This is a genomic window from Kosakonia sp. S42, from assembly GCF_016624785.1.
GTDB classification, from domain to species: domain Bacteria; phylum Pseudomonadota; class Gammaproteobacteria; order Enterobacterales; family Enterobacteriaceae; genus Kosakonia; species Kosakonia cowanii.
Window position 1 is genome coordinate 53,000 of the sequence record NZ_JACVTW010000005.1, and the last position, 13,214, is coordinate 66,213.

Annotated in this window: 12 protein-coding genes; 8 read left to right on the forward strand and 4 right to left on the reverse strand. The window is 57.8% G+C overall.

What is annotated here, in order from left to right:
• Nucleotides 1-3: 3 nt before the first annotated feature.
• The 6 genes from cheZ (at nt 4) to IAE50_RS08965 (ending at nt 7,509) form a co-directional block, all read left to right on the forward strand.
• Nucleotides 4-648, forward strand: a complete 645-nt coding sequence (gene cheZ / locus IAE50_RS08940; protein WP_042712784.1) for a protein phosphatase CheZ — start codon at nt 4-6, stop codon at nt 646-648.
• 209 nt (nt 649-857) lie between these two features.
• Entirely contained in the window at nt 858-2,009 is a 1,152-nt protein-coding gene (gene flhB, locus IAE50_RS08945) for a flagellar biosynthesis protein FlhB (protein ID WP_200580074.1), read from the forward strand.
• A complete protein-coding gene (gene flhA / locus IAE50_RS08950) occupies nt 2,002-4,080 on the forward strand; it encodes a flagellar biosynthesis protein FlhA (RefSeq protein WP_200580075.1) in 2,079 nt (692 codons plus the stop codon). Before flhB ends, flhA begins: the two co-directional genes overlap by 8 nt.
• Nucleotides 4,080-4,493 (forward strand): flagellar protein FlhE, encoded by a 414-nt coding sequence (locus IAE50_RS08955; RefSeq protein WP_200580076.1) that lies wholly within the window; start codon nt 4,080-4,082, stop codon nt 4,491-4,493. The genes flhA and IAE50_RS08955 overlap by 1 nt, the downstream gene beginning before the upstream one ends.
• Nucleotides 4,494-4,784: 291 nt before the next feature.
• Entirely contained in the window at nt 4,785-6,359 is a 1,575-nt protein-coding gene (locus IAE50_RS08960; RefSeq protein ID WP_200133662.1) for an MFS transporter, read from the forward strand.
• 10 nt (nt 6,360-6,369) lie between these two features.
• Entirely contained in the window at nt 6,370-7,509 is a 1,140-nt protein-coding gene (locus IAE50_RS08965; RefSeq protein WP_042711805.1) for a glycoside hydrolase family 105 protein, read from the forward strand.
• Nucleotides 7,510-7,703: 194 nt separating this feature from the next.
• Here the strand turns inward: IAE50_RS08965 and argS are convergent, their stop codons facing one another.
• Complete coding sequence (gene argS / locus IAE50_RS08970; protein ID WP_200580077.1) at nt 7,704-9,437, reverse strand: arginine--tRNA ligase; 1,734 nt, start codon at nt 9,435-9,437, stop codon at nt 7,704-7,706.
• Nucleotides 9,438-9,582: 145 nt separating this feature from the next.
• On the opposite strand from argS, the gene IAE50_RS08975 reads away from it, so the two are divergent.
• Together IAE50_RS08975 and cutC are read left to right on the forward strand one after the other, a co-directional pair.
• Complete coding sequence (locus IAE50_RS08975) at nt 9,583-10,143, forward strand: VOC family protein (RefSeq protein ID WP_200133665.1); 561 nt, start codon at nt 9,583-9,585, stop codon at nt 10,141-10,143.
• 52 nt (nt 10,144-10,195) lie between these two features.
• Complete coding sequence (gene cutC, locus IAE50_RS08980; RefSeq protein ID WP_200580078.1) at nt 10,196-10,939, forward strand: copper homeostasis protein CutC; 744 nt, start codon at nt 10,196-10,198, stop codon at nt 10,937-10,939.
• A gap of 82 nt (nt 10,940-11,021) precedes the next feature.
• Here cutC and cmoB read toward each other — a convergent pair whose 3' ends face one another.
• From cmoB to IAE50_RS08995, 3 genes are read right to left on the reverse strand one after another with little or no spacing between them, the layout of a single operon-like run.
• Nucleotides 11,022-11,993: a tRNA 5-methoxyuridine(34)/uridine 5-oxyacetic acid(34) synthase CmoB gene (gene cmoB, locus IAE50_RS08985; protein ID WP_200580079.1), complete on the reverse strand. Its 972-nt coding sequence runs from the start codon at nt 11,991-11,993 to the stop codon at nt 11,022-11,024.
• A complete protein-coding gene (gene cmoA / locus IAE50_RS08990; protein ID WP_094420738.1) occupies nt 11,990-12,730 on the reverse strand; it encodes a carboxy-S-adenosyl-L-methionine synthase CmoA in 741 nt (246 codons plus the stop codon). The genes cmoB and cmoA overlap by 4 nt, the downstream gene beginning before the upstream one ends.
• 39 nt (nt 12,731-12,769) lie before the next feature.
• A complete protein-coding gene (locus IAE50_RS08995) occupies nt 12,770-13,165 on the reverse strand; it encodes an MAPEG family protein (protein WP_200580080.1) in 396 nt (131 codons plus the stop codon).
• Nucleotides 13,166-13,214: the final 49 nt, after the last annotated feature.

Here is a 13,214-nt window from a genome sequence, read left to right on the forward strand (position 1 = left end):
CAAATGATGCAACCTTCAATTAAACCCACGGAAGAGCATTCACCCAGCGAGATCATTGCCCGCATTGGTAGCCTGACGCGCATGCTGCGCGACAGCCTGCGCGAACTGGGTCTTGACCAGGCGATTGCTGAAGCAGCGGAAGCGATTCCGGATGCCCGTGACCGTCTCGACTATGTGGTGCAGATGACCGCCCAGGCGGCAGAGCGCGCGCTGAACAGCGTTGAAGCCTCACAGCCGCACCAGGATGAGATGGAAAAAGGCTCGAAAGCGCTGACCAAGCGCTGGGATGAGTGGTTTGAAAACCCGATCGAGCTGACCGATGCCCGTGAACTGGTTACCGACACGCGTCAGTTCCTCGCGGAAGTACCGGGTCACACCAGCTTTACCAACGCCCAACTGCTCGACATCATGATGGCGCAGGATTTCCAGGATCTTACCGGTCAGGTGATCAAGCGCATGATGGATGTTATCCAGGAGATTGAGCGCCAGCTGTTGATGGTGTTGCTGGAGAACATGCCGGAGCAGTCCGCGCGTCCGAAACGTGAAAACGAAAGCCTGCTCAATGGCCCACAACTCGACGTGACCAAAGCGGGCGTTGTGGCAAGCCAGGATCAGGTGGACGATCTGCTGGACAGCCTCGGCTTCTGATTTCGCATCAGACGTGGCGCTAAAAGCGGGAAGGGGAGAGCCTTCCCGCTTTTCAAAAACAGACGCACACATACCCCCTTTACGTGGCCTGCGCGTGAATCATTCCTGCCCAAAAGGCGAAAACCCCCTCTTTTTATGCCTTACTCTGCCCATTAGACCCGCTTGACTCTGGCAATATGACGTCACACCTGTAACCCCGGACGTTGAACGTGGCCTCTGAAGATAACGACGACAAAACAGAATCGCCCACCGCGCAACGATTGCAAAAAGCGCGCGATGAGGGGCAGATCCCGCGATCCAAAGAGCTGACCTCGGTGCTGATTATGCTGGCCGGCGTCTGTATCCTCTGGTTTGGCGGCGCGTCGTTTGGTCATCGTCTCTCGATGGTGCTCTCCTCCGGGTTACGTTTCGATCACAAAATTATTAGCGACCAGAACCTGATCCTCGGCCAAATCATCATGATGCTGAAGACGGCACTGATCGGCATGCTGCCGCTGCTGGTCGGCGTGGTGATTATCGCGCTGGTGGCCCCGGTGCTGCTGGGCGGCCTGGTGTTCAGCACCAAAACGCTGGCGTTTAAGTTCTCCAAGCTCAACCCGATTAGCGGCATTGGACGTCTCTTTTCTGCCCAGGTTGCGGCAGAGCTGGTTAAAGCGTTGATGAAAGCCCTGCTGATGGGCGGGGTTGCTGGCCTGTTTCTCTGGCAGCACTGGCCAGACATGATGCGCCTGATGAGCGAATCGCCGCTGACGGCGATGGCCAGCGCCATGAACATTGCCGGGCTCTGCGCGCTGCTGGTTTCGCTGAGCATCATCCCGATGGTCGGCTTCGACGTTTTCTGGCAGATCTACAGCCACCTGAAAAAATTGCGCATGTCACGCCAGGATATTCGCGACGAATTTAAACAGAGCGAAGGCGACCCGCATGTGAAGGGGCGTATTCGCCAGATGCAGCGCTCCGCCGCCCGCCGTCGCATGATGGCAGACGTGCCGAAAGCGGATGTGATTGTCACTAACCCGACGCACTACTCCGTGGCCCTGCAGTATGACGAGAACAAAATGAGCGCGCCGAAAGTGGTCGCCAAAGGTGCGGGTGCCGTGGCGCTGCGTATTCGTGAGTTGGGCACTGAAAACCGCGTGCCGATCCTCGAGGCACCGCCGCTGGCGCGTGCGCTCTATCGTCACGCTGAAATTGGTCAGCAAATCCCGGGCCAGCTCTATGCGGCAGTTGCCGAAGTGCTGGCGTGGGTATGGCAGTTGAAACGCTGGCGTCTGTCCGGCGGACAACGACCTGTTAAACCTGAGAATCTCCCGGTGCCAGAGGCGCTGGACTTTTTGAAAGAGAAGGACACTGATGGCTAATCTGGTGGCAATGCTGCGTCTGCCGAACAATTGGAAATCGACCCAGTGGCAAGTGCTCGCCGGGCCGGTGCTCATATTGCTTATTTTGTCGATGATGGTGCTGCCGCTGCCGGCGTTTGTCCTCGACCTGCTGTTTACCTTTAACATTGCGCTGTCAATCATGGTGCTGCTGGTGGCAATGTTCACCCAGCGCACCCTTGAATTCGCCGCGTTCCCGACCATTCTGCTCTTCACCACGCTGTTGCGTCTGGCGCTGAACGTCGCCTCTACCCGTATCATCCTGATGGAAGGGCATACCGGCGGCGCGGCGGCAGGTCGCGTGGTGGAAGCGTTCGGCCACTTCCTCGTTGGCGGTAACTTCGCCATCGGTATCGTGGTCTTTATCATCCTCGTGATCATCAACTTTATGGTTATCACCAAGGGTGCGGGGCGTATCGCTGAAGTGGGCGCGCGTTTCGTACTGGACGGGATGCCGGGTAAACAGATGGCGATTGACGCCGACCTTAACGCCGGGATTATCGGTGAAGAAGAGGCTAAGCGTCGTCGTAGCGAAGTGACCCAGGAGGCGGATTTCTACGGCTCCATGGACGGTGCAAGTAAGTTCGTGCGTGGTGATGCCGTCGCCGGGATTTTGATCATGGTGATCAACGTCATCGGCGGTCTGCTGGTGGGTGTGATCCAGCATGGTATGTCGATGGGCGATGCGGGCTCAACCTACACTCTGCTGACCATCGGTGATGGCCTGGTTGCGCAGATCCCGGCGCTGGTGATCTCTACCGCTGCGGGCGTTATCGTAACCCGCGTCAGTACCGATCAGGACGTTGGCCAGCAGATGGTCGGCCAGCTCTTCAGCAACCCGCGCGTCATGATGCTGAGCGCCGGCGTACTCGGTCTGCTCGGCATGGTGCCGGGCATGCCAAACTTCGTCTTCCTTCTCTTCACCGCCGCGCTGCTGGGGCTTGCCTGGTGGCTGCGTGGCAAAGAGCAGAAAGCGCCGCTGGACGCCGCACCGGTGAAATTGCCGGAGAATACCCAGGCGGTGGAAGCCACCTGGAGCGATGTGCAGCTGGAAGATAACCTCGGGATGGAAGTGGGCTACCGCCTGATCCCGATGGTCGATTTCCAGCAGGATGGCGAACTGCTTGGGCGTATTCGCAGTATTCGTAAGAAATTTGCGCAGGATATGGGCTTCCTGCCGCCGGTGGTGCATATCCGTGACAATATGGATCTGCCGCCTGCGCGCTACCGTATTTTGATGAAAGGTGTAGAAATTGGCAGCGGCGAAGCCTATCCGGGCCGCTGGCTGGCGATTAACCCTGGCACGGCGGCAGGCTCGCTGCCGGGCGAAGCGACCGTCGATCCGGCCTTTGGCCTGGCGGCAATCTGGATTGAGAGCGCTCTGAAAGAGCAGGCGCAGATCCAGGGCTTTACCGTAGTGGAAGCGAGTACTGTGGTCGCGACCCATCTTAACCATCTGATTGGGCAGTACGCGCCTGAGCTGTTTGGCCGTCAGGAAGCGCAGCAGCTGCTTGACCGCGTCAGCCAGGAGATGCCGAAGCTGACTGAAGATCTGGTCCCGGGCGTGGTGACACTGACGACGCTGCATAAAGTGCTGCAAAACCTGCTGGCAGAGCGCGTGCCAATCCGCGATATGCGCACCATTCTGGAAACGCTTGCCGAGCATGCACCGCTGCAAAACGATCCGCACGAACTCACCGCCGTGGTGCGCGTGGCACTGGGCCGCGCTATTACCCAGCAGTGGTTCCCAGGCACTGGTGAAGTGCAGGTGATTGGTCTTGATACCCCGCTTGAGCGCCTGTTGTTACAAGCCCTGCAGGGCGGTGGCGGCCTCGAGCCGGGTCTGGCGGATCGTCTGCTGGAACAGACTCAGGAAGCGCTCTCCCGCCAGGAGATGCTCGGCGCGCCGCCAGTGCTGCTGGTCAACCATGCGCTGCGTCCGCTGCTGGCCCGCTTCCTGCGCCGCAGCCTGCCGCAGCTGGTGGTGCTGTCGAATATGGAGATGTCCGACAACCGCAGCATTCGCATGACCGCGACCATCGGAGGCAAATAATGCGCAAACTCGCTTTACTGCTTTTCACGCTGCCGATGCTGGCGCACGCCATGGGTGAGGGCACCTGGCAGGCGAGCAGTATCGGCATCACGCTCGCCAACCGTGGCGTGGTTGCCTCCTCATCGCAGCTCGGCCCCACCGGGCCGGTTAGCGGGCTGATGACCGATGTCTCCTGGCGTTACGAGCTGAATGGCCCGACGCCTGCTGGTCTGATTGTGCGCCTCTGTTCACAGGCGCGCTGCGTGGCGCTGGATGGCCAGAGCGGCACTACCCGTGCGTTTAACGGTGTACCGGCGCTTGAGCCGCTGCGCTATGTCTGGGAAGTGCCGGGCGGCGGGCGCTTATGGCCCACGCTGACGGTGCGCAGCAACCAGGTTATCGTTAACTATCGCCGCCCTCCGGCGCAGCCCTGACCTGTAAACTCAACCAGTTAGCATGACATTTCATCGAGAATCCCGCCGTTCGCGCGGGATTTTGCTATCTGCTCCGCAATTTTGACCTCTCCTTTTGATGCAAAAGAAACGCTGTTTTATAAATCAGTGAAGCGAGTATTGGCACTCTTTGCATTTTTGCCAGATGGCGCATGTTGATGGCAGAAACAGAAAGGTTTCCCCTTGCGCATCCCCTTACTTTAGCCGTGTAAGAAATTCCTTTGACTCAGCCGGATCGTCAAAGGTCCCCCAAAATGAACAGGGTTGACGGCAATGAAAACACAAAAAATTGGACTGGCTAATTACCTGGCCTACGGGTCGGGCGATTTTCTGGGTGCAGGCACGACGGCGCTTACCGCCGCATGGTTACTCTACTTCTACACCACCTTTTGCGGCCTGACGCCGATTGAAGCGACCTTTATCTTTGCCGCCGCAAGGGTGCTGGATGCGGTGGTCAGCCCGCTGATGGGCTTCCTCACCGATAACTTCGGCTCGACCCGCTTAGGCAAGCGCTTTGGTCGGCGTAAATTCTTTATTCTGCTCGGTATTCCCTGCGTATTTAGCTACTCAATCATGTGGGTAGGGGATATGAGCTTCTGGTATTACCTGCTTACTTATCTGCTGTTTGACGTGGTCTACACCATGATCCTGGTGCCCTATGAGACGCTGGTGCCGGAGATGACCGATGATTTCAAACAGAAAACCAAATTCTCCGGCGCGCGCATCTCTATGGCGCAGATGTCGGCGATCCTCGCCTCGTTCCTGCCTGGAGTGCTGCTGACGCATTTTGGTAAAGACAACGCCGTCTCCTTCTTCTATGCCAGCCTGGTCTTCTCGGTGCTGTGCGCCATTATGCTGACCTTTGTCTGGATCTTTACCTGGGAGCGCCCGCGTGAAGAGTGGACAGAAGCGGCACTGCGTGCTGAAGAGGAGAAGAAGAGTTTGACGCTCGGGCAGAGCCTGCGCCGGCTGGTGGTGGAACTAAGCTCGACGCTGCGCATTAAAATTTTCCGCCAGCATCTTGGCATGTATCTCGGCGGCTATATCGCCCAGGATGTGTTTAACGCCGTCTTCACCTACTACGTGGTGTTTGTGCTGATGCAGGAGGCGTCGTTAGCCTCGAACCTGCTCGGCACGATGGCGATTTTCCAGTTCATCGCGGTGATCGCCATGATCCCGCTCTGCATCCGCTTCGGACCGGCGCCCTCCTACCGCATGGTGGTGGTGCTGTTTGGCCTGAGTGCCGTCTCCTACGCGGTGCTCTACTACGCGGGCTTAAGCGATGTCTACTCGCTGCTACTGCTGATCTCTGCCGTGGCGGGCCTGGGACGCGGCGGCATCAACTATGTGCCATGGAATACTTACACCTATATTGCCGATATCGATGAAGTGGTCACCGGCCAGCGCCGCGAAGGGATCTTCGCCGGGATCATGACGCTGACCCGTAAAGCCTCGCAGGCGGGGGCAGTGATGCTGGTGGGCATTGTGATGCAGGCCTCCGGTTTTGTCTCCGGGCAGAAAACCCAGTTGCCGGAAGTGAGCCACACCATTTTGATGGTCATGTGTTTCGGCACCGTCGCCGTGCTCTGCTGCGGTTTCCTCGTCTCCCTGCGCTTTAAGCTCAACCTGAAAACCCACAGCGTGCTGCGTGCAGAGACGGCAAAAATGCGCCAGAACGGCCGCGCAATGCCGGAGAACATCACGCCAGAGGCGCGTGAAACGGTCGAGATGCTGGCGGGGATGCCGTATGAATCCCTGTGGGGTAATAACAACATTGGTTTCCTGAATCGCAATAAACCGGCTGCGCCCACGCTGGAAGAGGCGCATCTTAAATCGACTTATAACTGAGGTTAATACTATGAAGGTTTGGCCTGTCAAACAGAGCCCCTTACTGCGTCAGCCAGAGCGTTTTATCGCCCGTGATGAACTGAAAGCGTTGATCCGCAAGGTGACGCACAATCTCGTCAACATTCACGATGATAGCGGCGAATTTTTACTCCGTCTCGACGATGGTCGTGTGATTGACACTAAAGGCTGGGCCGGATGGGAGTGGACCCACGGCGTCGGGCTGTACGGGATGTATCAGTATTATCGCCAGACCGGCGATGAGTACATTCTTGGCGTGATTGATAGCTGGTTTGCCGATCGCTTTGCCGAGGGGGCAACCACTAAAAACGTCAATACCATGGCACCGTTCCTGACGCTGGCGTACCGCTATGAAGAGACGCGCAACCCGGCGTTTCTACCCTGGCTGGAGAGTTGGGCAGAGTGGGCGATGAGTGAGATGCCGCGCACCGATCACGGCGGCATGCAGCACATCACGCTGGCGGAAGAGAACCACCAGCAGATGTGGGACGACACGCTGATGATGACGGTGCTGCCACTGGCGAAGATCGGCAAATTGCTCAACAAACCGGAGTATGTGGAAGAGGCGGTCTACCAGTTCCTGCTGCATGTGCAGAATCTGATGGATCGCGAAACGGGGCTGTGGTTCCACGGCTGGAACTATGAGGGGATGCACAACTTCGCGAAAGCGCGCTGGGCGCGGGGCAACAGCTGGCTGACAATTGTCATCCCTGATTTTCTCGAGCTGGTGGATCTGCCGGAAAACAACGCGGTGCGCCGTTATCTGGTACAGGTGCTGAATGCGCAGATAGCGGCGCTGGCGAAATGCCAGCATCAGAGCGGCCTGTGGCATACGCTGCTGGACGATCCCGACTCCTATCTGGAAGCCTCCGCCACCGCCGGGTTTGCCTATGGCATGCTGAAGGCGCTGCGCAAGCGTTATATCAGCGCCGATTATGCGCCGGTTGCGGAGCGGGCGGTGAAGGCGATTGTCGAAAATATCTCACCGGAAGGTGAGTTGTTGCAGGTCTCATTCGGCACAGGGATGGGCAGCGATCTCGAGTTTTATCGTCAGATCCCATTAACCTCCATGCCCTATGGCCAGGCGATGGCGATGCTCTGTTTGACCGAGTATCTACGCAAATATTTTTGAGTGTGATGAAAAAGAAAACCCCGGCAAGCCGGGGTTTTTTATTGGGATAGCGTTGGAGATGTTATCTTTCGCCAGCCACTCTGCGCAACCTGATGCCGGATGGCGGCTAACGCCTTATCCGGCCTACGCGTTCATATTGGCCGGATAAATCGTAGGCCTGATAAGCGAAGCGCCATCAGGCAACGGCATGGCAATTACATACGCTCGACGGTTTCGATGCCCAGCGTCTCCAGACCCAGCTTCAGGGTTTTCGACGTCAGCAGCGCCAGCTTCAGGCGGCTGAGGCGAATCTCATCGCTTTCGGCGGTGAGGATCGGGCAGTGCTCGTAAAAGCCAGAGAAGAGACCAGCGACATCATAGAGATAAGCGCACATCACGTGCGGCGTGCCTTCACGGGCAACCACGCTCAGGGTCTCTTCAAACTGCAGCAGACGCGCGGCCAGCTGCGCTTCACGCTCTTCGCGGATCGCCACCTGCGCGTTTTCCAGCACCTGCTCCTCAATGCCCGCTTTGCGGAACACCGACAGCACGCGGGTGTAGGCGTACTGCATATACGGCGCGGTGTTACCCTCAAACGCCAGCATATTGTCCCAGTCGAAGACGTAATCGGTGGTGCGGTTTTTCGACAGGTCGGCATATTTCACCGCGCCAATACCAACAGCATTCGCCAGCTTCTCCAGCTCGTCCGCAGGCATCTCCGGGTTCTTCTCCGCCACCAGGCGACGGGCGCGCTCCAGCGCTTCGTCCAGCAGATCGGAGAGTTTCACCGTCCCGCCCGCGCGGGTTTTAAACGGCTTGCCATCTTTGCCCAGCATCATGCCGAACATGTGGTGCTCCAGCGGTACCGACTCCGGCACATAGCCCGCTTTACGCACGATGGTCCATGCCTGCATCAGATGCTGGTGCTGGCGGGAGTCGATGTAGTAGAGCACGCGATCGGCATGCAGGGTTTCATAACGGTACCTGGCGCAGGCGATATCCGTGGTGGTGTAGAGGTAGCCGCCATCCTTCTTCTGGATGATGACGCCCATCGGTTCGCCCTCTTTATTTTTGTATTCGTCGAGGAAGACCACGGTGGCGCCTTCGCTCTCAACTGCCAGCCCTTTGGCTTTCAGATCGGCGACGATGCCCGGCAGCATCGGGTTGTAGAGGCTTTCACCCATCACATCTTTACGTGTCAGGGTAACGTTCAGGCGCTCATAGGCCTGCTGGTTCTGGCTCATGGTGATATCGACCAGCTTGCGCCACATTTCACGGCAATACTCATCGCCACCCTGCAGCTTAACCACGTAGCTGCGCGCGCGCTCGGCAAAGGCGGCATCTTCGTCGTAGTGTTTTTTCGCTTCGCGGTAGAATCCTTCCAGGTCCGCCAACGCCATTTCACCCGCGTTCTCCTGCTGCTTAAGCTCAAGGAAGGCGATCAGCATGCCGAACTGGGTACCCCAGTCGCCGACATGGTTCGCGCGGATCACATTGTGACCGAGGAACTCAAGGGTGCGCACGGCGGCATCGCCGATGATGGTGGAGCGCAGGTGGCCAACGTGCATCTCTTTCGCCACGTTCGGCGCGGAGTAGTCCACCACAATGGTCTGCGGCTGCGGAACAGAGACCCCAAGGCGATCGGATTTCAGCGCCTGGTCAACGTTTTCAGCGAGAAACTCCGGCGCGAGGAAGATATTGATAAAACCAGGACCCGCGATCTCCACTTTGTGGGCGATGCCATCAAGGGAGAGGTGAGTCAGAACTTGCTCAGCGAGTTGTCGCGGGGCCATACCCAGTTTTTTGGCAACTGCCATCACGCCGTTAGCCTGATAGTCGCCGAACTGAACTTTAGCTGACTGCCGGACCTGCGCTTCGCACTCTGCGGGGGCGCCTGCCGCAATCATGGCCTGACTGACTTTTTCTGAGAGAAGTGCCTGAATATTCACCGGGATACCTTACATTTGCGACGCCGCGAAAGAGGGCGGCGTCCGGGTGTTTATGAAAGGCGGGAGTATACTGCAAATGCCCGGTGGCGTCAGCACCGCATAACACGGTAGATTATGCGCTTTGTTATGAGTTGCGAGCACTGTTATGCGCCATTGGCAAACTATCGAAGAGTTGCAGGATATCGTGGAAGATCTGCCGCGTTTTACCACGGATCTGCAAAATTTCACTTCCCGTCTTGGGCTCTCTATCGCACCCTTAGATGCCGACCATATCTCCCTGCGTTGCCATCAGAACGCCACGGCGGAGCGCTGGCGGCGCGGGTTTGAGCAGTGCGGTGAACTGCTGTCGGAAAATATCATCAATGGCCGCCCCATCTGCCTGTTCAAGCTGCACGAGCCGGTCTGCGTTGAGCACTGGCAGTTCAGCGTGGTGGAGCTGCCCTGGCCGGGTGAGAAGCGCTATCCCCATGAGGGGTGGGAGCACATTGAAATCGTCCTGCAGGGCGAGGTGGAAACGCTGAATGCCCGGGCGCTGGCGCTGTTGGGTGATGAAGGGCTGAGCCAGCCGGGGATCGCGGTTAAAACCAGCGCGCCAAAAGGCGAGCGCGAGCGGCTGCCCAACCCGACGCTGGCGGTGACGGATGGCAAAGTGACGGTGAAGTTTCACCCGTGGAGCATTGAAGCGATTGTTGCCAGCGAGCAGTAAAGGCACGAGGTGAGGCCACTCTGCGCGGGTGATAAGAGGAAAAGGAGACGTGATGACATTACTGGAGATCTGCTGTTACAGCGTTGAGGATGCGCTTATCGCCGGGCAGCACGGCGCCGATCGTATTGAGTTTTGCGCCGCACCGAAAGAGGGCGGCCTGACCCCATCCTTCGGCGCGTTGCAGGCGGTGCGTGAGGCGGTGACCATTCCCGTTCACCCGATTGTGAGACCACGCGGCGGCGATTTTTGCTATCGCGACGATGAGTTTCGCGTGCTGCTGGCAGATATCGCGCGGGTGCGCGAGCTTGGCTTTCCGGGCGTGGTGACTGGCGTACTCAATGAGGACGGTGAAGTCGATGTGGCGAGAATGGCGCAGATAATGCGCGCCGCAGAGGGGATGGCGGTGACATTTCATCGCGCCTTCGATATGTGCGCCAATCCGCACCAGGCCGTTGAAATATTGGCACAATCAGGCGTGGCGCGCATCCTGACGTCCGGGCAGCAGGCGACGGCGGAAAAAGGAGTTTCACTTATTACGGAACTAAATGCACTTCCCGGTGTTCCAATCATTATGGCTGGCGCAGGTGTGCGTCCTGACAACCTTGAACTGTTTCTTCGCGCCGGAGTGAAAGAGGTGCATAGCTCGGCAGGACGCTGGACGGCGTCGCCGATGCGCTATCGCAATAGCGGATTATCGATGTCATCCGATGCGAGCGCTGATGAATATGCCCGCTACGGTGTCGACAAAGAGGCCGTCGCAGAGATGAAAGCGCTGATTGTTCACTACCGCCAGTAACCGTTTTTACCGCCGCATCATGTCGCCCAATGTGATGCTTGCTTGTACCAGGCCCCTGCCATTAACAGGGGCCTTTTTTTGTCTACGGTTTACGGGCAATGAGCACCGCGCGCAGCGGCGCGGGGTAGCCTTCCACCGTTTTTGTGCGGTCTTTGGGGTCAAGGAAGTCGGCCAGCGATTCGGTCACCATCCATGACGTGCGGCGCTGCTCATCGCAGCTTGTCACGTTGGCATCGACGATGCGCACATCGACAAAACCACACTTCTCCAGCCAGTTTTTCAGCGCCAGCGCGGAGGGGATAAAGTAGACGTTGCGCATCTGCGCGTAGCGGTCGCCCGGCACCAGCACGGTGTTTTCATCGCCTTCCACCACCAGCGTTTCCAGCACCAGCTCACCCTCTTTAACCAGCTGATCTTTCAACTGCCAGAGATGCTCCAGCGGCGAGCGGCGATGGTAGAGCACGCCCATGGAAAAGACCGTGTCGAAGGCATTCAGCGCAGGCAGTTGCTCAATACCGAGCGGCAGCAGATGCGCGCGTCGATCGTCGCCTAACAACTTGCGCACCGCTTCAAACTGGCAGAGGAAAAGCTGAGTGGGGTCGATACCGACCGCCAGCTGCGCTCCCGCGCCAATCATGCGCCACAGGTGATACCCGCTGCCGCAGCCGACATCCAGAATAGTGCGTCCACGCAGGTCAGAAAGATGCGGCAGAACGCGATCCCACTTCCAGTCCGAGCGCCATTCGGTGTCGATATCAAGACCGTAGAGTGAAAACGGCCCTTTACGCCACGGCATCAGGTTACGCAGCAGCGTCTCCATCCCCTTTAACTGCCCGGCGCTTAACGGTTCGGCGCTACGTGCGGTGACGCCATTGACGAAATCGATCGAGTCCGGCGTCAGGCTGGGCAGGAATTCCACGGCGTTGTTCCACTGCTTGAACTGCCCGTGCAGAGTCTCGCGTTGCCAGGCGGCGATTTGCGCTGGTAAGGTCTCCAGCCAGTGGGCGAGGGGCCCGGTGGCGATCTGCTGATAGAAACGGCCAAACTCGATCATGACTGCACCGCCTTCAGTGCCACCAGTGAACCGAAGTTAAAGCACTGGAACCACAATTCGCTGTGCTCAAAACCCGCGGTGCGCAGGCGCGCTTTGTGGGCCTCAACGGAGTCCGTCAGCATCACATTTTCCAGCATGCTGCGCTTCTGGCTAATCTCCAGCTCGCTGTAACCGTTGGCGCGTTTAAAGTCGTGGTGCATGTTGAACAGCAGTTCGCCGACGGTGTGATCTTCAAAACTGAATTTCTCCGACAGCACCAGTGCGCCGCCCGGGTTCAGCCCCTGGTAAACTTTTTGCAACAGCTTCAGACGGTCGTCGGGTTCGAGAAATTGCAGGGTGAAGTTAAGTACCACCAGCGAGGCGTTGTTAATCTCGATATCGCGAATATCGCCCTCAATCACCTCAACCGGCGTTGGCGCTTTATAGGCATCAATATGACGGCGGCAGCGTTCAACCATCGCAGGCGAGTTGTCGACGGCAATAATTTTGCAGTTTTCATGATGAATATTGCGGCGCACCGAGAGCGTGGCGGCGCCCAGCGAGCAGCCGAGATCGTAAACTTGCGTGCCGGGCTGCACGAAGCGCTCCGCCAGCATGCCGATCATCGAAATAATATTGGAGTAACCCGGAACGGAACGCTGGATCATATCCGGGAAGACTTCAGCTACCCGTTCATCGAAGGTCCAGTCGCCGAGGCGGGCGATAGGCGCGGAAAAAAGCGTGTCGCGGTGAGACATAGTGTAAATATCCGGGAAAACAAAGGGGCGTATTGTGCGCTAACGCAGGGAGAAAACCAACTCCCAGGGCATATACCACACATTCGCCAGCACCATCAGCAACAGGGAGCAGAGCGTTGCGCCCATCCCGTAACGCCGCCAGTAGGCCAGCCGGTGATGCAAACCGTAATAGTGCATCAGGCGGCCAATAATAAGCATGATGCCGCAGAGATGTACCATCCAGTTTTGCGCACCGTTCATCTCCATAAACAGCAGCAGGATCATGGCAATGGGAATGTACTCAACGGCGTTGCCGTGAATACGTATCGCGTTCTGCAACTCACTAAACCCGCCGTCGCCAAAGCTCACACGGTACTGCATACGCAGACGAATCACATCAGAAGCAAATTTAACCAGTAATAACGCACCCAGCACGGCATACAACGCGCTTACCATACAAACTCCCTTTAAGGTTACGGCGATGGCTCGTCAATGATAGGTGCTG